General features: G+C 67.9%; 15 protein-coding genes and 2 pseudogenes. 7 read left to right on the top strand and 10 right to left on the bottom strand.

The window, feature by feature from the left end; genetic code table 11:
- Window positions 1-64 precede the first annotated feature (64 nt).
- Window positions 65-940: a 3-methyl-2-oxobutanoate hydroxymethyltransferase gene (gene panB / locus AB0K80_RS26300; protein ID WP_365673688.1), complete on the bottom strand. Its 876-nt coding sequence runs from the start codon at window positions 938-940 to the stop codon at window positions 65-67.
- A gap of 201 nt (window positions 941-1,141) precedes the next feature.
- Between panB and AB0K80_RS26295 the strand changes: the two genes are divergently transcribed.
- The 4 genes from AB0K80_RS26295 (at window position 1,142) to AB0K80_RS26280 (ending at window position 5,996) form a co-directional block, all read left to right on the top strand.
- The gene (locus AB0K80_RS26295; RefSeq protein ID WP_365673686.1) at window positions 1,142-2,725 is read left to right on the top strand and encodes an MFS transporter; all 1,584 of its coding nucleotides are present in this window, start codon (window positions 1,142-1,144) and stop codon (window positions 2,723-2,725) included.
- Between the two features lie 44 nt (window positions 2,726-2,769).
- Window positions 2,770-3,405, top strand: a complete 636-nt coding sequence (locus AB0K80_RS26290; RefSeq protein WP_365673683.1) for a TetR/AcrR family transcriptional regulator — start codon at window positions 2,770-2,772, stop codon at window positions 3,403-3,405.
- Window positions 3,406-3,585: 180 nt separating this feature from the next.
- Window positions 3,586-4,638 (top strand): endonuclease/exonuclease/phosphatase family protein, encoded by a 1,053-nt coding sequence (locus tag AB0K80_RS26285; RefSeq protein ID WP_365673681.1) that lies wholly within the window; start codon window positions 3,586-3,588, stop codon window positions 4,636-4,638.
- A gap of 140 nt (window positions 4,639-4,778) precedes the next feature.
- The gene (locus AB0K80_RS26280; RefSeq protein WP_365673679.1) at window positions 4,779-5,996 is read left to right on the top strand and encodes an MFS transporter; all 1,218 of its coding nucleotides are present in this window, start codon (window positions 4,779-4,781) and stop codon (window positions 5,994-5,996) included.
- Window positions 5,997-6,069: 73 nt separating this feature from the next.
- Here the strand turns inward: AB0K80_RS26280 and AB0K80_RS26275 are convergent, their stop codons facing one another.
- From AB0K80_RS26275 to AB0K80_RS26260, 4 genes are all read right to left on the bottom strand, one after another.
- Window positions 6,070-8,097: an NAD(+) synthase gene (locus AB0K80_RS26275; RefSeq protein ID WP_365673879.1), complete on the bottom strand. Its 2,028-nt coding sequence runs from the start codon at window positions 8,095-8,097 to the stop codon at window positions 6,070-6,072.
- A gap of 138 nt (window positions 8,098-8,235) precedes the next feature.
- Window positions 8,236-10,179 (bottom strand): S53 family peptidase, encoded by a 1,944-nt coding sequence (locus tag AB0K80_RS26270; protein WP_365673677.1) that lies wholly within the window; start codon window positions 10,177-10,179, stop codon window positions 8,236-8,238.
- A gap of 169 nt (window positions 10,180-10,348) precedes the next feature.
- Window positions 10,349-10,969, bottom strand: a complete 621-nt coding sequence (locus AB0K80_RS26265) for a DUF305 domain-containing protein (RefSeq protein WP_365673675.1) — start codon at window positions 10,967-10,969, stop codon at window positions 10,349-10,351.
- Window positions 10,966-11,634 (bottom strand): DUF3105 domain-containing protein, encoded by a 669-nt coding sequence (locus AB0K80_RS26260; RefSeq protein ID WP_365673673.1) that lies wholly within the window; start codon window positions 11,632-11,634, stop codon window positions 10,966-10,968. The genes AB0K80_RS26265 and AB0K80_RS26260 overlap by 4 nt, the downstream gene beginning before the upstream one ends.
- A 381-nt stretch (window positions 11,635-12,015) precedes the next feature.
- Here AB0K80_RS26260 and AB0K80_RS26255 point away from each other — a divergent pair, with 381 nt between their 5' ends.
- Complete coding sequence (locus AB0K80_RS26255) at window positions 12,016-13,377, top strand: glutamine synthetase family protein (protein WP_365673670.1); 1,362 nt, start codon at window positions 12,016-12,018, stop codon at window positions 13,375-13,377.
- A gap of 74 nt (window positions 13,378-13,451) precedes the next feature.
- On the opposite strand, the pseudogene AB0K80_RS26250 reads toward AB0K80_RS26255, so the two are convergent.
- From AB0K80_RS26250 to AB0K80_RS26235, 4 genes and pseudogenes are all read right to left on the bottom strand, one after another.
- A pseudogene (locus AB0K80_RS26250) lies at window positions 13,452-14,722 on the bottom strand (site-specific integrase).
- A gap of 75 nt (window positions 14,723-14,797) precedes the next feature.
- Window positions 14,798-15,097 (bottom strand): hypothetical protein, encoded by a 300-nt coding sequence (locus AB0K80_RS26245; protein WP_365673669.1) that lies wholly within the window; start codon window positions 15,095-15,097, stop codon window positions 14,798-14,800.
- Window positions 15,094-15,381 carry a DUF6303 family protein gene (locus AB0K80_RS26240; RefSeq protein ID WP_365673877.1) on the bottom strand — a complete coding sequence of 96 codons (288 nt, stop codon included), beginning with the start codon at window positions 15,379-15,381 and terminating at the stop codon, window positions 15,094-15,096. The genes AB0K80_RS26245 and AB0K80_RS26240 overlap by 4 nt, the downstream gene beginning before the upstream one ends.
- Window positions 15,381-15,635: a DUF6284 family protein gene (locus tag AB0K80_RS26235; protein WP_365673667.1), complete on the bottom strand. Its 255-nt coding sequence runs from the start codon at window positions 15,633-15,635 to the stop codon at window positions 15,381-15,383. The genes AB0K80_RS26240 and AB0K80_RS26235 overlap by 1 nt, the downstream gene beginning before the upstream one ends.
- Window positions 15,636-15,948: 313 nt before the next feature.
- Between AB0K80_RS26235 and AB0K80_RS26230 the strand changes: the two genes are divergently transcribed.
- The gene (locus tag AB0K80_RS26230; RefSeq protein WP_365673875.1) at window positions 15,949-16,329 is read left to right on the top strand and encodes a UTRA domain-containing protein; all 381 of its coding nucleotides are present in this window, start codon (window positions 15,949-15,951) and stop codon (window positions 16,327-16,329) included.
- A 50-nt stretch (window positions 16,330-16,379) separates the two neighbouring features.
- Window positions 16,380-17,004, top strand: a pseudogene (locus AB0K80_RS26225) (YdcF family protein).
- A 101-nt stretch (window positions 17,005-17,105) separates the two neighbouring features.
- On the opposite strand, the gene AB0K80_RS26220 reads toward AB0K80_RS26225, so the two are convergent.
- Window positions 17,106-19,964 (bottom strand): hypothetical protein, encoded by a 2,859-nt coding sequence (locus AB0K80_RS26220; protein ID WP_365673666.1) that lies wholly within the window; start codon window positions 19,962-19,964, stop codon window positions 17,106-17,108.
- Window positions 19,965-20,131: the final 167 nt, after the last annotated feature.

Raw genomic sequence — 20,131 nt, 5'->3', positions numbered from 1 at the left:
GGCAGCCCGCCGACGGGGGAAGATCGGCGGGCTGCCTGTCGTACCGCAGTGGCTCAGGTGGGGCTCAGTGGACGGAGTGCTCCTCCAGCGGGAACGTTCCGCCGACCACGTCATCGGCGAACGCCCGCACCGCGTCCCCCATGACCTGGCGCAGATCCGCGTACTGCTTGACGAACTTCGGCACCCGCCCGGGCGTCAGCCCGAGCATGTCGGTCCACACCAGGACCTGCGCGTCCGTCTGCGCCCCGGCCCCGATGCCGACCGTGGGAATGTGCAGCACCCGCGTCACCTCGGCGGCCAGCTCCGCGGGAACCAGCTCCAGCACCACGGCGAACGCCCCGGCGTCCTGCACGGCCTTGGCGTCCCGCAGCAGCTGCTGGGCCGCCTCCTCACCGCGTCCCTGCACCCGGTAGCCCATCGCGTGCACGGACTGCGGGGTCAGCCCGATGTGCGCCATCACCGGGATCCCGGACTCCACCAGCAGCCGGATCTGCTCGTGCGAGCGCTCGCCGCCCTCCAGCTTGACGGCACCGACCCCCGCCTCCTTCACCAGCCGGGTCGCCGAGCGCAGCGCCTGCACCGGGCCCTCCTGGTAGGAGCCGAACGGCAGGTCGCCCACGATCAGGGAGCGCTTGGTGCCGCGTACCACCGCGGCGGACAGCATGGTCATCTCGTCGAGGGTGACGGGCACGGTGGTGTCGTACCCGAGGTGGCAGTTGCCCGCGGAGTCGCCGACGAGGAGGACCGGGATGCCGGCCTCGTCGAAGACGGACGCGGTCAGCGCGTCGTACGCGGTGAGCATGGGCCACTTCTCCCCGCGCTCCTTGGCGAGGGCGATGTCCCGCACGGTGATGCGGCGGGTGCTCTTGCCTCCGTACAGCGCCTTGCTGCCGTCGGAGGACTTCTGCTGCGCGGACTGGGCAGCCGAGAGCTGCGTCATTGCGTCGGCTCCTAACACGTCATCTCGAGGCGCCCTGACGGCGTCCCCGGACCACGTCCATGGTGGCACCTCGTGTCACCGACGGCTAGGGGGACCCTCCTCACCCGGGTCGCCGGCCGCGGGAACCGGCCTTCGTAAGGACTGGGTAAAGGATTCCGATACGGAACGGTCTCGTATCGTAAGTGTCCTAGGCTCGGCCGTATGACCACTCCTGCCACCACGCCCCGGGTGCCCGAAGCGGTGCACCGGCGCCGCTGGGCGATCCTCGGCGTGCTGATGCTGAGCCTGCTGATCGTCGTCCTGGACAACTCGATCCTGAACGTCGCCATCAAGACCATCTCGACGCCCGCCCCGACCGGTCTCGGCGCCACCCAGAGCGAGCTGGAGTGGGCGATCAACGCCTACACCCTCGTCTTCGCGGGTCTGCTCTTCACCGCCGGACTGCTCGGCGACCGGCTCGGACGCAAGAAGGTGCTGCTCGGCGGCCTCACCGTGTTCGGCGTCGGCTCCGCGCTCGCCGCGTTCTCCGGCTCGCCCGGCGAGCTGATCGCCTTCCGGGCGGTCATGGGCCTGGGCGCCGCGTTCGTCATGCCCGCCACCCTCGCCGTGCTGATGAACGTCTTCGAACGGGAGGAACAGCCCAAGGCCATCGGCATCTGGGCCGGCGGTGTCGGCCTCGCCATCGCCATCGGCCCCATCACCGGCGGTGCCCTGCTCGACCACTTCTGGTGGGGCTCGGTCTTCCTGGTCAATGTCCCGATCGTGGCTCTCGCGCTCGCCCTGATGCTGTGGCTGGTGCCCGACTCCCGCGACCCGAACCCCGGCCGGCTCGACCCCGTCGGCGTCGTGCTGTCCGTGATCGGCCTGGTCCTGCTCGTCTACGGCATCATCAAGGGCGGCGAACTCGCCGACTTCACCGACGCGACCGTGCTGTCCACGATCGCCGCCGGCCTCGCCGTCCTGGCCGTCTTCGTCGTGTACGAGAAGCGCAGCGACCACCCGTCCCTGGACGTCACCTACTTCCGCAACAAGGTCTTCTCCGCGGCGATCGCCGCCATCGCCCTGGTCTTCTTCGCGCTGATGGGCGTGACCTTCTTCTCGGTCTTCTACACCCAGAGCGTGCGCGGCTACTCGCCCTTCCAGACCGGCCTGCTGATGCTGCCGCTGGCCGCCGCCCAGATGATCTTCGCGCCGCGGGCCCGGCTGCTCGTCGACCGGTTCGGCAACAGGGCCACCACCACCGCCGGCATGCTGGTCATCGCCGCGATGCTGGCCGCCTTCGCCACCCTGGACGCCGACACGCCGATCTGGATCCTGGAGGTCATCTTCTTCCTGATGGGCACCGGCATGGCGCACATCATGACGCCGGTCAGCGTCGTCATCATGCAGGCCCTGCCCCGCGAGAAGGCCGGCTCGGCCTCCGCGCTCAGCAACACCTTCCGGCAGGTCGGCGGCGCCCTCGGCATCGCCGTGCTCGGCTCCGTGCTGTCCACCGCGTACCGCACGGACATCGAGGACAAGCTGGGCGCCCTGCCGCCCGGCCTGCGCCACACCGCCGGCGAGTCCATCGAGGCCACCCTCGGTGTCGCCGACCGGCTCGGCCCGCAGGGCAAGGCCCTCGTCGGCCCCGCCTACGACGCCTTCCTGCACGCCATGCACGTCACGGCCCTGTGGGGCGCGGGCGTCGCCGTCGTCGGCACGATCGTGGTGGCCCTGTTCCTGCCGGGGAGGCAGCCGGTGTCCGGCCGGGGCGCGCAGGAGGCAGAGTTGGTGACGGCGGAGTAACCCGCCGGCCGAGCACCATCCCCACCGCGAAAGGACCCAGTGACGTGAGCCTCGCCGACAGCCACCCCCGGCAGGACAGCCCCGCGAGGGGCCGCCCCCGCAGCGAGGCCGTGGAACGCGCCATCCTCGAAGGCGTCATGCGGCTGCTGGAGGAGGGCGTGCCGCTCGCGGAGCTGTCCATCGAGCGCATCGCCCGCACCGCCGGGGTCGGCAAGGCCACCATCTACCGTCGCTGGAGCGGCAAGGAGGAACTCTTCGTCGACGTCCTGCGCGCCGCCGAGCCCCCGGACCCCGTCCTGCCCGGCACCTGCGCGCGCGACGACCTGGTCGTCCTGCTGGAGGCCCTGCGCCGCCGCGGCCTGGCCAACCGCTCGTCGGCGATCCTGCACAACGTGCACGCCCAGATGAAGAGCAGCCCGAGGATCTGGACTGCGTACCACAAGACCGTCGTCGCCCCGCGCCGCCGGATCGGCCTCGAGGTGCTGCGCCGCGGGCAGGAGAACGGCGAACTGCGCACGGACATCGACGCGGAGCTGCTGTACGACCTCTTCCTCGGCCCCCTCCTGGTGCGTGCCGTCCTGCACCCGGACGCCGACCTCCCCGAAGGCCTCGCCGAACAGGTCGTCGACACCCTCCTCGACGGCCTACGCCCCGTCAGTTCCCCGCGCCGGCAGCCCTAGTGTGCGCGTTTCGTCACAGAGGGCGCTTTCCGCGCCGGTGACAGGAACTCCCGCGCGGGGCTCGTACGTCATCGCCCCCGTACGGCCGTCAGCGACGGCGGGGAACGGAGCCGATCATCCCCTAGGGTCTAAAGACACGGGGGAAGACGGTGTGCACAGCAGGCAGGGTGAGGCGACGGTATGGCGCAGCAGGCGTACGCGACGGAGACGGCAGGCGGCGGCTCGGGGCCCGAGCGCCGGGGAACCCGGCTTCGGAGCCTGTTCGGCCGCCTGACCGCCGGCTGGCGCGGCGACCCGCGGATCTGGCGGCGCGGCCTGCTCACCGCCGGGTGCGCGGTCCTGCTGGCGGTGGTCATGCTGGCCCACTCCCGCATCCCGAACAAGGTCGGCAACCTGGGCAGCCTGGTGGAGACCTTCCTGCCCTGGCTGGGCCTGCTGGTCCCGGTCCTGCTGCTGGTCGCGCTGCTGCGCCGGTCGGCGACCGCGCTGATCGCGGTGGTGCTGCCGGCGGTGGTGTGGCTGAACCTGTTCGGCGGCCTGCTCACCGACAAGTCGGCGACGGGCGGCGACCTCACCGTCGCCACCCACAACGTCAACGCGGACAACGCCGACCCGTCCGGCACGGCCCGGGACGTGGCCGCGTCCGGCGCGGACGTACTGGCGCTGGAGGAGCTGCGGGCGAGCGCGGTCGCGACGTACGAGAGGGCGCTGGCGGGCACGTACCGCTACCACTCGGTGCAGGGCACGGTCGGCCTGTGGAGCAAGTACCCGCTCAGTGATGTCCGGGCCGTCGACATCAAGCTCGGCTGGACGCGCGCGATGCGCGCCACCGTCACCACCCCCGAGGGCCCGGTCGCGGTGTACGTCGCCCATCTGCCGTCCGTGCGCGTGAAGATGGAGGCCGGGTTCACCGCCCGGCAGCGCGACAAGAGCGCCGACGCCCTCGGCGAGGCCATCGCCGACGAGCGGCTCCCGAGGGTCGTGCTGCTCGGCGACCTGAACGGCACCATGAACGACCGCGCGCTCAACGCCGTCACCTCCCAGATGCGTTCCACGCAGGGCGCGGCGGGCAACGGCTTCGGGTTCAGCTGGCCGGCGTCGTTCCCGATGGCGCGGATCGACCAGATCCTGGTGCGGGGCATGGAACCGGAGAGTTCCTGGACGTTGCCGCAGACCGGCAGCGACCACCTGCCGCTCGCGGCCCGTGTGAAGGTCACCACATCCGGCTCCTGAAAACCCCAGGTCAGCGCCTTCTGGACACCTGCTGCTCACTGAGCGGCCGCGTTCTGGAATACCGCGCCTGAGAGACTTTGTTCCGTACTTGAACATAAGACGTACGGATCTCTGCACACGAAAGTCTCGAAAGGTTCTTCATGCCACTGGCCCTGCTCGCGCTCGCTGTCGGAGCCTTCGGCATCGGTACGACCGAGTTCGTGATGATGGGCCTGCTGCCCGAAGTCGCGGACGACCTGGGCATCTCCCTTCCCGCCGCCGGCCACCTGGTGTCGGCGTACGCCCTGGGCGTCGTCGTCGGCGCCCCCCTGCTCTCCGCCGCGACGGCGCGGATGTCCCGCCGCACCGTCCTCATCGCCCTGATGGGCCTGTTCGTCGCGGGCAACGCGCTGTCCGCGTGCGCCCCCGACGAGCACTGGCTGCTGGCGGCCCGCTTCCTCAGCGGCCTGCCGCACGGCGCCTTCTTCGGCGTGGGCGCGGTGGTCGCCACGGCCATGGTGACCCCCGAACGCAAGGCCCGCTCGGTCTCCTTGATGTTCCTCGGCCTGACGGTCGCGAACATCGTGGGCGTGCCGGTGGCGACCCTGATGGGCCAGCACCTCGGCTGGCGGGCCACGTTCCTCGGCGTCAGCGCGATCGGCGTGGCCGCCATTGCGGCGCTGGCCCTGCTGGTCCCGCGGGACCGCGGCCAGGCCCCCGCGACGGGCCTGCGCGGCGAACTCGCCGCCCTGCGCTCCCTGCCGGTCTGGCTGGCCCTGGGCACGACGGTCGCCGGCTTCGGCGCCCTCTTCGCCGCCTACAGCTACATCACGCCCATGCTCACCGACGCCGCCGGCTACGCCGACGCCAGCGTGACGCTGCTGCTGGCCCTGTTCGGCGTGGGCGCCACGGCCGGCAACCTGCTGGGCGGCCGGCTGGCCGACCACTCCCTGCGCGGCACGCTGTTCGGCGGACTGACCGCGCTCGCGGCGGTCCTCGCCCTCTTCCCGCTGCTGATGCGCACGGAGCTCACCGCCGCCCTGGCGGTCGTCCTGCTCGGCACGGCGGCCTTCGTCACCGGCTCCCCGCTCCAGCTGATGGTCATGGAGAAGGCGTCGGCGGCCCCGTCCCTCGCCTCCTCCGCCAACCAGGCCGCCTTCAACCTGGCCAACGCCGGCGGCGCCTGGATCGGCGGCCTCGCCCTGGCAGCGGGCTTCGGGGTCACGTCCCCCGCCCTGACGGGCGCGGCGCTCGCCGTGCTCGGCGTGGCCGTGGCGTCGCTGGCGTACGCGGTGGACCGGCGGTGCGCGCCGGTGGCCGGGCGCGAGCGGGTGGTGGCCTCGCATCTGCCGCAGGAGTCGCAGGCGCTGCACCGCTGACCTCCCCTGCCCCAGACGAAGGCGTGCCCGGCGGACACCGGGCACGCCTTCGTCGTGGTGCGGCAGCGCAGGCCTAGTCGAAACGGGCGAGGTCGCGCAGCCAGGCCTGTGCCGTGCTGTCGGACGGGGCGCGCCAGTCGCCACGAGGCGAAAGGGAACCGCCGGCCGAGACCTTCGGCCCGTTCGGCATGGCCGACCGTTTGAACTGCGCGAACGCGAAGAAGCGCCGGCAGAAGACCTCCAGCCAGCGCCGGATCTCCGGCAGGTCGTACGCCACCCGCTTGGCCTCCGGGAAGTTCGGCGGCCAGGCACCGGCCTCGGCATCGTGCCAGGCGTGCCAGGCCAGGAAGGCGATCTTCGACGGCCGGAAGCCGTACCGCAGCACGTGGAAGAGCGTGAAGTCGTGCAGCGCGTACGGGCCGATCTTGGACTCGGTGGACTGCATCTCCTCGCCCGGTACGAGCTCCGGGCTGATCTCGGTGTCGAGGATCGCGGCGAGGGTCCTGCCGGTCTCGTCGTCGAACTGCCCACTGCTGATCACCCAGCGGATCAGGTGCTGGATCAGCGTCTTCGGTACGCCGGAGTTGACGTTGTAGTGGCTCATCTGGTCGCCCACGCCGTACGTGGACCAGCCGAGCGCCAGCTCCGACAGATCACCGGTGCCGAGCACGATGCCGCCGCGCTGGTTGGCGAGCCGGAACAGGTAGTCGGTGCGCAGACCGGCCTGCACGTTCTCGAAGGTGACGTCGTACACCGGCTCGCCGGAGGCGAACGGGTGGCCCATCTCCCGCAGCATCAGCCGTGCGGTCGGCGTGATGTCCAGCTCGGCCGCGGTGACGCCGAGCGAGTTCATCAGCTTGTGGGCGTTGGCCCTGGTGTGGTCGCTGGTGGCGAAGCCGGGCAGCGTGAAGGCCAGGATGTCGCTGCGCGGGCGGCCGGCCCGGTCCATCGCGCGGGCGGCGACGATCAGCGCGTGCGTGGAGTCGAGGCCGCCGGACACCCCGATGACCACCTTCGGGCCGCCGATCGCCGCCAGCCGCTGCTGCAGGCCCTCGACCTGGATGTTGTACGCCTCGTAGCAGTCCAGGGCGAGGCGGTCCGGATCGGCCGGCACGAACGGGAAGCGCTCCAGGCGACGGCGCAGCCCCAGGTCGGTGAGCGGCGGATCGACCGTGAACGTGACCGTCCGGAAGCCGGCGGTCCGCGCCTGGTGGGTGCGGCGGTTGTCGTCGAACGTGCCCATCCGCTGCCGCTCCTGCCGCAGCAGGTCGAGGTCCACGTCGGCCACCGCGTAACTGTCGCCGAGCGGGAAGCGCTCGGTCTCCGCGAGCAGCACCCCGTTCTCGTAGATCATGGTCTGCCCGTCCCAGGACAGGTCGGTGGTCGACTCGCCCAGCCCGGCGGCCGCGTAGACGTAGGCGGCGAGGCAGCGCGAGGACGCCGAACGGCACAGCAGCCTGCGGTCCTCGGCCCGCCCGACCGTGATGGGGCTGCCCGACAGATTGACCAGCACGGTCGCACCGGCCAGCGCGGCCTCCGCGCTCGGCGGCACCGGCACCCACATGTCCTCGCAGACCTCGGCGTGCAGCACGAGCCCGGGGACGTCCACCGCCTCGAAGAGCAGGTCCACCCCGAACGGCACGTCCTCGCCGCCGACCCGGATGGTCCCGCCGCGCTCGTCGTCACCCCCGGCGATCTGCCGGCGCTCGTAGAACTCCCGGTAGTTCGGCGGATACGACTTGGGCACCACCCCGAGGATCCGCCCGCGATGGACGAAGACGGCACAGTTGTAGATCCGGTTGCGGTGCCGCAGCGGAGCACCGACGACCAGCACCGGCAGCAGGGCGGCCGACCCGGCCACCACGCTCGCGAGGGCCGTCTCGACCTCGTCGAGCAGCGCGTCCTGCAGCAGCAGGTCCTCGATCGAGTAGCCGCACAGCCCCATCTCCGGGAAGACGGCGACGGCGACCCCCTCCTCGGCGCACCGGCGCGCGTGGCGCAGCACCGCTTCGGCGTTGGCCGGCGGGTCGGCGATGACGGTGTGGCCGGTGCACGCGGCGACGCGTGCGAAGCCATGCTGATAGATCGACCAGAAGTTCAGGGAGGCAGGCACGGGATCAGTCTAATCGTCAGAGCGACGCGATCGGCTGGCGCGGGGTGCGCACCGCCCCCGGCACGGCGAGAGGGCGCCGGGTGAACACACCCGGCGCCCCGTCGAGGTGCCGTCGCCGGCGGTGCCTCAGCGCCGCCTGTACGACTCGACGTAGCCGTTCGCCGGCGTGCCCACGCCGGTGACGTCGTCGTAGCCCTTCACGGCCTTCAGCGAGCTGTCCTTGCCCAGGCTGCGGACCGAGGTGGTCGTACCGCCCGTGGCGTCGTAGCCGTTCACGAAGTCGACGCGCGCGACCGCCAGGCCGGAGCCCGTGGGGTTGTCGGTGACGTCGTGGTAGGCCTTCGAGCCGTACCTGGCGTAGATCACCGGGTTGGCGAAGCCGATCGGCCGGCCGCCGCGGGCCTCCTGCGCGAGGGCCTGTACGGCCGCGATGACCGGCGCGGCGAGCGAGGTGCCGCCGATGCGGTACTCGCTGTACGCCTGCGCCTTCCCGTCCGGCAGGGTCTGCGTCTGGCCGACGAGGAAGCCGGTGTTCGGGTCGGCGATCGCGGCGATGTCCGGGACGACCCGGTTGCCGGCCGCGTGGTACGCCTTCGCCAGGGAGTCGGGGACCACGCCCTTCTGGTACGAGGGCTCCGCCACCGTCCTGCTGGTGCCGCCGCCCGCGCCGGAGGTGAACGCGCCGGGGAAGGCGGTCCAGCTGCCGCCGTCGGACGACAGCACCGCCTTCTCGGTGCCCCAGCCGGTCTCCCACAGGTAGGTGTTGTCCTTGCCGACCGCCAGCGAGGTACCGCCGACCGCGGTCACCCACGCCGAGTTCGCCGGGGTGTCGACCTGCTTGGTGCCGGTGTTGGCGACCTCGTCGCCGTTGTCGCCGGAGGAGAAGTAGAAGCCGATGCCCTCCACCGCGCCCAGCTGGAAGACCTGGTCGTAGGCGGCCGCGAGGTCCGGCGTCTGGTTGGCCTCGATGTCGCCCCAGGAGTTGGAGACGATGTCGGCCAGGTGGTGGTCGACGATCTTGCCGAGGGAGTCCAGGAGGTCGTCGTCGTAGCAGGACGCCGCGCCCACGTACGTCACGTCCGCGGCGGGCGCGACCGCGTGCACGGCCTCGACGTCGAGGGTCTCCTCGCCGTACCAGCCGGCCGCGCCGCACTCCTTGGTCTTCGTGTAGTTCTTGGGCAGCACCTGGTGGAGCTGGTCGCTGCGCCAGGCGGCGTCGCCGTGCTTCTTGGCGTAGGTGGCCGCGTCGAAGGCGATGGTGGGCGAGGCGTAGGCGTCGGTGATGGCCACGCGCACGCCCTTGCCGGTCCGGGTGCCCGCGCCGTACGCGGCCCGCAGCTGCTTGCCGGTGTAGCCCTTGACCGCGTACGGGATCTTGTGGCCGTAGGCGTCCGGCAGCGTGCTCGCGATGTTGGAGCCGTAGTACGAGGAGAACGGACCGGCGTTGCGGAACACCGTTTCCGGCGGCGGCAGCTGGTCGTCGTGGCTCGCCTTGTGCGGCGCGTTGTCCAGGCCGGTGACGGTCAGGACGGCGTCGGCCAGGGCCGCCGGGACGGAGGCGGCGTGCGCCGGGGCGCGGTAGGTCTTCGTGCCCTTGGCGAAGTTGTGCAGCTGGGTGCCGAACGCCTTCTCGGCGGCGGCCACGTCACCGGTGACGGCGACGTAGTGCCGCGTGACCTGGGTGACCTTCAGACCGGCCGCGGTCAGCCAGGACTTCACGGCCGCCACCTGCGCGGCCGTGGCGCCGAAACGGGCCTGCGCCTGCCGGGCGCTCAGGTACTTGCCGTACGCCTTGGAGTGCGGGTCGGACACCGCCTTGGCGTACGCGGCGAGCCCTGCCGCGTCCCGGCCGGCGAGGTAGACGCGGGCGGTGACCTGGGCGCTGTCGGAGGCGGCGCCCCGGTCCGCCGTGGGCGTGGCCCACGCGGGCTTGGTCCCGGCCAGCGTGTCCCGGGCCGGAGAGTCCGCGGCGTGCGCCGCGGGTATGCCGAGCGCCAGCGCGCCGGCGATCATGGGCAGTGTCGCTGCCATGCTCACCCCGGCGCGCACCGTGGCGCGGTTGGATCTCATGGAACCCCCTGTGCGGTTCGTCGCGAGTGGATCACTCGACGCCCGCCCACTCTCGCGATGAACCGTTCATGCCAGGGGAATGCGCACCCCAAGAAGCGCCCTACTGAGGCCAAGAGAAAGCCAAGTGACCGTCGTGACGGGCGATTTGAGGCTTAAGACCGAGGAGGGGCTACGAACGCGGCCGGGCGCCCCGCTCCTTGAGCATGTCGGCCATCAGCGCGATCTCCGACTCCTGCGCGTCGACCATGCCCTGCGCGAGCCGCTTCTCCACCCCGACGCTGCACTTGTCGACGCAGCCCTCGGCCATGTGGATGCCGCCCTTGTGATGGTCCGTCATGAGCTGGAGGTAGAAGACCTCCGCCTGCCTGCCACTGAGCGTCTGAAGCTTCTTCAGCTCGCTGTTGGTGGCCATGCCCGGCATCAGCGCGCCGTCCTTGCCGGAGGCCATGTCGCCCATGCCCATCCAGCTCATCGGCGGCTCGGACGACACCTTCGGCAGCCCCCACAGGTCGAGCCAGCCCAGCAGCATGCCGCGCTGGTTGGCCTGCGTCTGCGCGATGTCGTACGCGAGGCGGCGCACCTCCTCGTCCTTGGTGCGGTCGCGCACGATGTACGACATCTCCACCGCCTGCTGGTGGTGCACCGCCATGTCGCGCGCGAACCCGGCGTCCGCCGAGCCGGCGGCGGGGGCGGCGCTGGAACCGCCGTCCTCGGCGACCGCGTAGGTGATCGCTCCGGCCGCGACGAGCGCGGCCGCCGCGGCCCCCGCGATCAGCGCCGCGTGCCTCACTTCGACAGCCCGTTGGTGCAGGCGGCACCCGGCTCGGGCGTCTGCTGACCCTGGACGAACTTCTCGAAGAACGCGTCGACGCCCGGGTCGCCGGCGCCGGTGACCGTGCGCTGGTGGCCCCACGCGGTGAGCATGATCGGGTCCGTCTGGTCGTCGACCGGGCTCATCAGCGTGTACGGCGTCTTCTTCACCTTCGCCGCGAGCGCCTCGACGTCGCTCTTCTTCGCCTTGGCGTTGTACGTCACCCACACCGCGCCGTGCTCCAGGGAGTGGACGGCGTTGGTGTTGTTGATCTCCTCGGTGTAGACGTCACCGTTGCAGTTCATCCACACCGGGTTGTGGTCACCGCCGACCGGGGGTTCGACCGGGTACTTCACGGCCTTGGTGACGTGGTTGCGCGACAGGGTGCCCTTCCAGGTCTTCACCCCGTCCTTGCCGGTGGTGAAACTGCCGGAGGTCTTCGCGTCGCTCGCCACGCTGTCGCTGCCACCGTCGTCCGACTGCGACCGCACCAGGAACACACTGCCCACGACGAGCCCGGCGACGATCACCACGCCGGCCGCGACCGTGAGGATCCGGTTGCGGCGCTCCCGGGCCTGCTCGGCGCGCCGCATCTCCTCTATGCGCGCCTTGCGGCCAGCGCTGCTCCTGTTGGCGGTACCCATGGAGTGTGTCCTTCGGGGTGGGGTGGGACGGTCGGGTCCGCTGATCGTAATGGGGAGGAGGGGGCGAGCCGTAGACAGGCGGCGGGAATGGGCTGAATCGATACGGCACCGACAGCGTCCTGACAGTTACCGGAGGTGGTCCCGGTCCGGCCCGAGGCCGACCGGCCATGACGGATGCCGGTACGAGCAGGCAAGATGGGCAGCAGAGCAGTTCACCCGCCCGGTGCCAGGCGTTCAGGCCGGGGCCGGCCCGCCGATCAAGGTCCGCAACGCGTACGAAATGGTGGTGTGGTGGGATGCTCGGGTGCCCGACCGCCTGTCCAGATGCCGGGGACGTACCGGAGACAGTCGGCCTGACCAGCAAGGATGGGGTAGCGGAAGATGGACAAGCAGCAGGAGTTCGTGCTCCGGACGTTGGAGGAGCGCGACATCCGGTTCGTACGCCTGTGGTTCACGGACGTGCTGGGCTTCCTCAAGTCCGTGGCCGTGGCCCCGGCCGAACTGGAACAGGCCTTCGACGAGGGCATCGGCTTCGACGGTTCCGCCATCGAGGGCTTCGCCCGTGTCTACGAGTCCGACATGATCGCCAAGCCGGACCCGTCGACGTTCCAGATCCTGCCGTGGCGCGCCGAGGCCCCGGGCACGGCCCGCATGTTCTGCGACATCCTCATGCCGGACGGCTCCCCGTCCTTCGCCGACCCGCGCTACGTCCTCAAGCGCGCCCTGGCCCGCGCGAGCGACCTCGGCTTCACCTTCTACACCCACCCCGAGATCGAGTTCTTCCTGCTGAAGGACAAGCCGACCGACGGCTCGGTGCCGACCCCCGCCGACAACTCCGGCTACTTCGACCACACCCCGCAGAACATCGGCATGGACTTCCGCCGCCAGGCGATCACCATGCTGGAGTCGATGGGCATCTCGGTGGAGTTCTCCCACCACGAGGGCGCGCCGGGGCAGCAGGAGATCGACCTGCGGTACGCGGACGCGCTCTCCACGGCGGACAACATCATGACCTTCCGGCTGGTCATGAAGCAGGTGGCCCTGGAGCAGGGCGTCCAGGCGACCTTCATGCCCAAGCCGTTCTCCGAGCACCCCGGCTCGGGCATGCACACCCACCTGTCCCTCTTCGAGGGCGACCGCAACGCCTTCTACGAGTCGGGCGCCGAGTACCAGCTCTCCAAGGTCGGCCGGTCCTTCATCGCGGGCCTGCTGCGGCACGCGGCGGAGATCTCCGCGGTGACCAACCAGTGGGTCAACTCCTACAAGCGCATCTGGGGCGGCACGGAGCGCACCGCCGGCGCCGGCGGCGAGGCCCCCTCCTACATCTGCTGGGGCCACAACAACCGCTCGGCCCTGGTCCGCGTGCCCATGTACAAGCCGGGCAAGACGGGCTCGGCGCGGGTGGAGGTCCGCTCCCTGGACTCCGGGGCCAACCCGTACCTGGCCTACGCGGTGCTGCTGGCCGCCGGCCTCAAGGGCATCGAGGAGGGCTACGAGCTGCCGCCCGGCGCCGAGGACGACGTCTGGGCGCTGTCCGACGCGGAGCGCCGCGCCCTGGGCATCGAGCCGCTGCCGCAGAACCTCGGCGAGGCCCTGACCCTCATGGAGCGCAGCGACCTGGTCGCCGAGACGCTCGGCGAGCACGTCTTCGACTTCTTCCTGCGCAACAAGAAGCAGGAGTGGGAGGAGTACCGCTCCGAGGTCACCGCGTTCGAGCTGCGGAAGAACCTGCCGGTGCTGTAGGCGCAGGTCAGGGCACGTTCCCGCTGATTCGGCGGATGGGGCCGACGGTCATGGACCATCGGCCCCATGGCGTCTCACTCGCTCTGGGCCGTCTCTGGGCCGTCAGACGCCGGATCGGTGCCCTCGTACAGGCTGTCCACGGCCTTCCGGGCCCGTGCGTCGCTGCTCGGCATGAGATGTGTGTAGACCCGGAGCGTGAATCCGGGGTCGTTGTGGCCGAGGTAGGCACTCAACGCCTTCACGTTCTCGCCGGCGTCCAGCAGGACGGACGCGTAGAAGTGCCTGAGGGCGTGCATGCCGTGTTCGCGGGCGGCCTGGTGACGCTCTCCGGGCTGCGGCGCGGGGATGACCCCAGCAGCCACGAGAGCAGGCTTCCATGCGCGGTCGTTGAAGTCGGTACGCCGAACGGCTCCCGCGCCGTCGAGGCGTGTGAACAGCAGCCGTTTCGTGACGGGTGGACCGTCCGCCCGGAGCCACGGCAGGGTGATCTCCACTGCAGGGAACGCCTCCATGTGCTGCTTTAGGACGTGCGCCACGCGGTCCGGCAAGGGGACGTCGCGGATCTTGGACCGCTTCGGCGGGGCGAAGACGAGACCGTCTTTCGTCACCTTCACCTGATTCGCGATGTGCAGCCATCCGGAGTCGAAGCCGATGGCGTCGACCTGCAACCCGAAAATTTCGCCTTGCCGGAGTCCGCAGCCGCCTCCGAGGTCGACCATCGCGTGGTACTGCTCCGGAAGTGCCGCACGCACGGCGAAGACGCGCTCTGCACTCCACGGCACGACACGGCCACCTCCCGCGGTCGGCGGACGCACGGATTGCGCGTGGCACGGGTTCTTCGACAGGTGACCGTCGTCCACAGCCGCCTTGAGGACCGTTGACACGTTGTTGTAGATCACGCGCCGGTACGACGACGCAGGGAGGGCCCGTTCCAGTTCGCTGAGCCAATCCCGGATATGTTCCGGCTTGAACGAGCCGAGCGGCCGCGGGTCCCAGGTAGGGGATGGCATGGCCACGAATCGGCTGACTCCACCGACTCTCGCGTGGTCATGTCGGTGGTCTACGTGCTCAGCCACTTCTCGGCGTACTGCCGGAACGTCACGCGGCTCGCGGCCGGGTCCACGTACTGCCCTCGGGACATGTCCGCCTCGATGTGGGCGAGCCACTGATCGGCCAGTCGCTTCTGCCCGTCCCGGAACGACTTGCTCTTCTCGGTGCCGTCCGGGCCGATGTACCGGGCGCGGTAGCGCATCCCGGTGCCGTAGCGAGCCGTGCGTACGCGGCGGGGCTTGCCAGCGGCGTCGGGTTCGGTCTTGTACCACCGGTCTTGGATGTGGCCTGTCATCAGGCAGTGGTCCTCTCGACATGCGGCAGGGAGAGCCGCACGGGCGGCTCTCCCTGCTGTGTGATGGATGTTCGGTTAGGCGGCGGTGGCGTCGGCGTGCTTGCGCTGGTCGACGTAGGCCCGTACGTCGGCGGGGTCGTAGCGGAGGTGTTTGCCGATACGGAAGCCCGGGGCCGCGTCGAGGCGGACCACGATGACCACAGCCGCGTCGACCACGAGCGGCAGGATCGGCGCCGTCCAGTCCCACTCATCCGGCGTGTGTTCCGCCGCGAGCGGGGTGACGGTGAGGATCGAGTACAGCATCGCGCCCGCCACGATCAGCCACGTACCGGCCGACAGCACGCGCTCGGCTGAACGGATCTGAACGCCGTTCACGCGCCCACCTCCGCTCGTGAACGCACTCGGATGGCGGCGATCAGCAGCACCTGCGAGGACGGGTCGAAGGGGGTTTCGCTGTCCTCGGTCCACTGCCACTCAGCGTCCGGCACCGGCTCGAAGCCGAGCACGCTGAGCGCGTTCACGCGGTCCGTGAGCGTCGGCACCGGCCCGCCACGGTGGAAGGTGCACTCCGGCCACCGCGCGGTTCTGTTCATCAGCACCACATACAGGTGCCATCGGCCCCGACGTGTCGCCATCTGCGCCGTGAACTCGCCGACCATCACGCCACCACCTCCGGCATCGTGGTGCCGCGGTTGGTCAACTCACGCCGCGCGGTCAGCACCTTGCGGCGGGCCCGCCGGAGCCGGCGCGTGTCCCACACCATCACGGGGCGGTCCAGCAAGCTGATCTGCACGTCGACCTCCGCCACGATCAGCGGCGTCTCGCTGGCGATGGCGTCCAGCTCGGCAGCGGTCGGCTCGCGGTCGAACGCGTCGGCGGTAACAACCGCCTGAACGGTACCGATGTGCTTCATGGGTCGTGGTTCCTCTCAGGGTGATACGGCACGAAAAGCGGCCCCGGTGTTCCAGCACCGGGGCCGCGCGCCGTTGAAGTCGGACGTTCCGGCTCCCCGCGCTCCCGCCCGTCGACCAGCCGCGCGAGGGCTGTCGACGGGCGGGAGAGGAAGCCGGCCGCAGCACTAAGCGCTGCGATGCCAGGAGAGAGCGGACCGGGAATTTCGTACGGGCGACGCCGGCCAGTCCAGCACGGCGGCGCCCCACGGATGTCGTCGGTACACCGGGACTCCTCTCAGTCGAGATCAATACGGGTGAAGCACTGCAAGGGGGATCGCGTCCCCACTCTCCGGCCGTTGCTCGCGGTCACCTGGCCACCTCGCCAGTACGGGCCGAAGCCCTGTTCACCTGGCCTTTAGCGGAATTGCAGCGTCCCCGCCCCGTGCATGTGCGCAGCTCAAAGAAGGCTCCACACAGCGCTGCAGTCCTGGGACTGCGAGGCGCTTGATCGCGACTTTTCCGCCAGGGGGTGACGAAGTCCAGCTCTTGCAGCTCGCCCCGGGTGAGTGGGTGGTAGAGCTGCACCGAACGACGTTCACGGCCGACGGCACGGTGGTCGAATTCGCGCTGGGCGTGCACGCGGCCACGCACTTCTCATGGACGTACGACTTCAAGGTGCCCGACTCGGCAGTGGAAGGCGGAGGCAAGAAGTGATCTCGCAGCAGTCATGGGCGGATGCGTGACGACTCTGGGACTTCCAGCAGATGGGCCACGAGGTACGCCCGTGCTCGGTCGCCATCGGCCTGGGGAGCCATGACCTCGGGGTCGCCGACACCACGGCGGCCCTGTATCGGGAAGGTATGGCTCCCTTGATCGTCTTCACGGGAGCGACCAGCCGAACCACCCGGGACCGGATGCCGCGCGGCGAGGCAGAGCTCTACCGGGAGCGAGGCCTGGAACTCAGGGTGCCGGCGGACGCCATCCTTGTCGAACCGAACGCCCGCAACACCGGAGAGAACATCACGTTCTCGCGTGCGCTGTTCGCTGATCAGGGCATTGAAGTGTCGTGGTGTCCTCCTAGTCTGCAAGCCGTACGAAGAGCGGCGAGCGTACGCAACGGCCCGGAAGCTGTGGCCCGATGTGGAGTGGGTTTGCGCTTCGGCCCCGATGACCTTTACGGAGTACGTCGGCTCAATCGGTGACGATCGTCTAGTTATTGACATGCTGCTCGGAGCGCAGCAGCGGCTCATGGTCTACCCGGAGGAAGGCTTCATGATCCGTCAAAATATCCCGGCGGACGTAGCGGCGGCGTATCGTCGTCTCGTCGCTGACGGCTTCACGAGCCGTCTCGTACCGACGGCGACAGTACGGGGCCGTGAATCACTTTGATGGAACCCCAATACTGTGACCAGGAGAGCCGATCTTTGGGCAGCCAGATACTCTGCGCTCTCTACATGCTAGAACACCACCCACATTTCGGCGCCTACGTACTATCTCAAGGCCCTTTGAATATCCCGTCGGTAGTCATTGCGCAGCACATCAATTATCGACTCATGGTCGGCTCTTCCTTTCAATTCCTTCGCTAGTACCAAGCGCACACCGGGATCGTTGTCAGTGCATAGCCTCTCTCCAAGGCCGGGCCATCTATGAGGATCACGCGCCCAAGCCATAGCGGCAACACACCGAAGCCAAGGACTTTGATGAGTGGCCAGCATGTCGACATCTACAGTCAACTCGCCCTCGGGTAGATCGCGAAGCATTCTCGCAAGCCAACTACATGTCGAGCTACTGGTTGCGGACAGGAGAGGCACGGCGACCCTCTGCACTTCAGCGTATTGCTCCCTGCTGTGTGCAAGTTTTCCAGCTGCATGAATCGCCAGTGCGCCTAGAGAAAAGTCGCCAACTGAAAACTTGAAGCGACTGAATGGGTCGTCGCCATAAGCCATGGAGGCTGTGCTTTCCGTGGGCCCTTGGGCGAAATTGATCAACAGGTCGAAGGCGGTGTTCCTCCCCTCCGCGTGCAGAGAGGGGCCGACAATCGCAATGGCGCCTATAGCGCTAGCGCGATTGGCCTCGAGGTCCTGTATTTCCAGCACTCGAGCAATCATCGAGTCGACGAACGCTTGCCGGTCCGACTCATCGAGAACTGTGACTAGCAATGCAGCATCTTCTTCACCGACTCTCATCTCTGAAACGCCAGGAGTGATGTTGAGAGGTTGAACGTATTGTTCGAGTTTCTTGCGCGCTATCCCTATAGCTGGAGCGACATCACACCCGGAGATGACCAACGCGAGAGCGGCGTACAGGTTTTCGTCACGCGCCGATTCGCCCAACCGCTGTTCCACGACTTGTGGGTTTTCGCTCAGGATCGCTTGACCCTCATAGACGGCACGGTCGGACGCGTCGTTGCGAAGCAAGATTGCACTACACAGCATCTCGATGACTCGATCGCGCAATGTTTCATGACTCGCATAGATCTTGACGAGTGCGTTAACGAGGTCTTTGTCCGTGCGGCTGTGCGTACCCGGCTCCCGATGCAGCCAATCAGCCGTGAGATCAAGGAAGTTGCCAGCTGACTCCAAGGAGGCTGCGTCGGCAGTAGCTGAAAATGCGCTGAAAGCTGGAATCCAAGGGCTCGTTTGCGGGTGCCCCGAAGGTTTTGTGGAGATTTCCATGAACGTGAATTCTGACCATGCGCGCGCAATATCTTCAGGAAGAGCTCTGCTGGCAGAGGCGATAAACTTGCAGGCAGCGATTCTCTCCCAATGAGGAATCTGGCCGCTAGGTGGTTCGAGGAGAAGGGCTCGATCCGGCCATGCCTGGGCAAGCTTTTTCAACTTCTTCGATGCATCACTGCGGATATAGTGGATGGGTGCCTCCTGCCACTTTTCCGTAGCTACGAGAAGATCTCCGAATCGTTCGTGAACTGTGCGCTCCGCACTCCAACTTGCGGTGACAACAGAGTGTCTAAGATGTTGGTGTAGGCAGTGGAGAGCGTCAGGCCACTTCTGGTCGAGAAGGTGGGACAATGAACGTGCTGCAAGGGGGTATGGCTCCGGAAGTACCGACCCATTTCCAGATGCTCTCAAAGCTTGTGCAAGCCTGTGGAGGTCGTCAATGTTGCCATCCATGTTCCAGTACTGGACTCGGGTCGCACGAAGCCCATACAGCCAATCGGCCGCAGAATCATTAAGCTGGGCAGAAACCGCACCATCTATAGCGTCCTGCCATCGTCCCATTGCCTGTTCAGGATGACCGGTTAGGGAAAGGTGCCTGGCGTGCCGAGCTGCAATCCATGAAGTAATGGACGGGGGATACGTGTAGCGGGCCTTCCTAATCAACTCATCCCAGCTATCGGTGGCATCTGCCAGGCACATAAGAATGCGCGCCCTTATAGTTAGACCCGACTCGTCGGCGGTCGAATTTCCTGCCATTTCCGATAGAGTTGAGGCGCGAGAGCGGATGAGGTCGAGTCTACGCCATGCAATTGCTTCTTCGGCGAATGCCATAGCAGCATTGAGCGCGCCTTGATCGGCGCCCTCCATCTTATCGAATGAGTCAGCCAGGTCCTCCAGGGAAACAGCCCGCTCGTACCCATAAGCTGCGGAGTAAGCCAATCCGTTAACCGCCCTCAGAGTCTCCTCGGGCAGGTTATCTTGATATTTTTCGATTCTCCTTATTTGCTGACTGGCAGCAAAGACGTAGCCGCTGAAGTAATCACGCCACCCGAGATCAATCCGTATCTTTGCGGCTTCTCTGAAGCTCTCGCCGCTCTCCAATGCGGCGCATTGTCGACTCCGGATGATGGCAGCATGGTGCACGAAGGGAGTTTCCTCGAGTTTAGTAGCCACTTGATCGAAGAGGACCGCTGATTCCAACGGTTGTTCATCAAAACGATCGCTAGCCTGTTGTAGTCTTTCCGCCTGCCCCAATGCGTTGACTGGCCCTCTCAAGATGGCGTCCGAGGTAATCGGCGCCTTTTGATTCAGGAGGCGTTCAATAGCTGCAAGTTCGGCCCCTGCGACGAGACGCTCACCCTGTCGAGATTGCCTCTCTTTCCATTCAAGCAACTCCTCGACGGGATATAAAGATTCATGCCGGTCTACCGGAGGGTGATGCTCTCCACACAGAAGTAGCAAGTTCTCAAATTCATTTATGCTATCGCTCGGGTAATCGGCGTCATAGCGCGGGCCATTCTCCTTTTCGGAGCGAATATGGGCGATCTGGGCCGTGGCGGTATACAGCTCACGATCCTTGAAAATCAAGCGACTGTTGCATCCCGGATAAGCGCAGTGAGTGGCTGTCCCGAACAGCAGCTTGATCGTTTTCTCGGTGTAGGTTCGCCCCATGGACATAGCCTAGCCGAACATTCTGTTACGGGGGAGCTGTGAACGGGATGTACAGTGCCATATTCATCTCTCGCAGCAGTGGTGCTCTTCTCCGGCCGAGCCCCTCCGGCCAGAGGTCCCTGAGGGCGACCCTCAGTGAGGTTTTGGACGTGAGTCGCGCTCATCGC

Source organism: Streptomyces sp. NPDC052682 (assembly GCF_040678435.1).
Taxonomy (GTDB): Bacteria; Actinomycetota; Actinomycetes; order Streptomycetales; family Streptomycetaceae; genus Streptomyces.
Note: the sequence above shows the minus strand (reverse complement) of the source record. Positions and strands in the feature narration are given on the sequence as shown.

What these genes read in the sequence shown, in the direction of transcription:
- panB (WP_365673688.1), bottom strand. Translation starts at nt 940, where the DNA reads ATGACGCAGCTCTCGGCTGCCCAGTCCGCGCAGCAGAAGTCCTCCGAC.
- AB0K80_RS26295 (WP_365673686.1), top strand. Translation starts at nt 1,142, where the DNA reads ATGACCACTCCTGCCACCACGCCCCGGGTGCCCGAAGCGGTGCACCGG.
- AB0K80_RS26285 (WP_365673681.1), top strand. Translation starts at nt 3,586, where the DNA reads ATGGCGCAGCAGGCGTACGCGACGGAGACGGCAGGCGGCGGCTCGGGG.
- AB0K80_RS26280 (WP_365673679.1), top strand. Translation starts at nt 4,779, where the DNA reads ATGCCACTGGCCCTGCTCGCGCTCGCTGTCGGAGCCTTCGGCATCGGT.
- AB0K80_RS26270 (WP_365673677.1), bottom strand. Translation starts at nt 10,179, where the DNA reads ATGAGATCCAACCGCGCCACGGTGCGCGCCGGGGTGAGCATGGCAGCG.
- AB0K80_RS26260 (WP_365673673.1), bottom strand. Translation starts at nt 11,634, where the DNA reads ATGGGTACCGCCAACAGGAGCAGCGCTGGCCGCAAGGCGCGCATAGAG.
- AB0K80_RS26255 (WP_365673670.1), top strand. Translation starts at nt 12,016, where the DNA reads ATGGACAAGCAGCAGGAGTTCGTGCTCCGGACGTTGGAGGAGCGCGAC.
- AB0K80_RS26240 (WP_365673877.1), bottom strand. Translation starts at nt 15,381, where the DNA reads ATGGTCGGCGAGTTCACGGCGCAGATGGCGACACGTCGGGGCCGATGG.
- AB0K80_RS26235 (WP_365673667.1), bottom strand. Translation starts at nt 15,635, where the DNA reads ATGAAGCACATCGGTACCGTTCAGGCGGTTGTTACCGCCGACGCGTTC.
- AB0K80_RS26220 (WP_365673666.1), bottom strand. Translation starts at nt 19,964, where the DNA reads ATGGGGCGAACCTACACCGAGAAAACGATCAAGCTGCTGTTCGGGACA.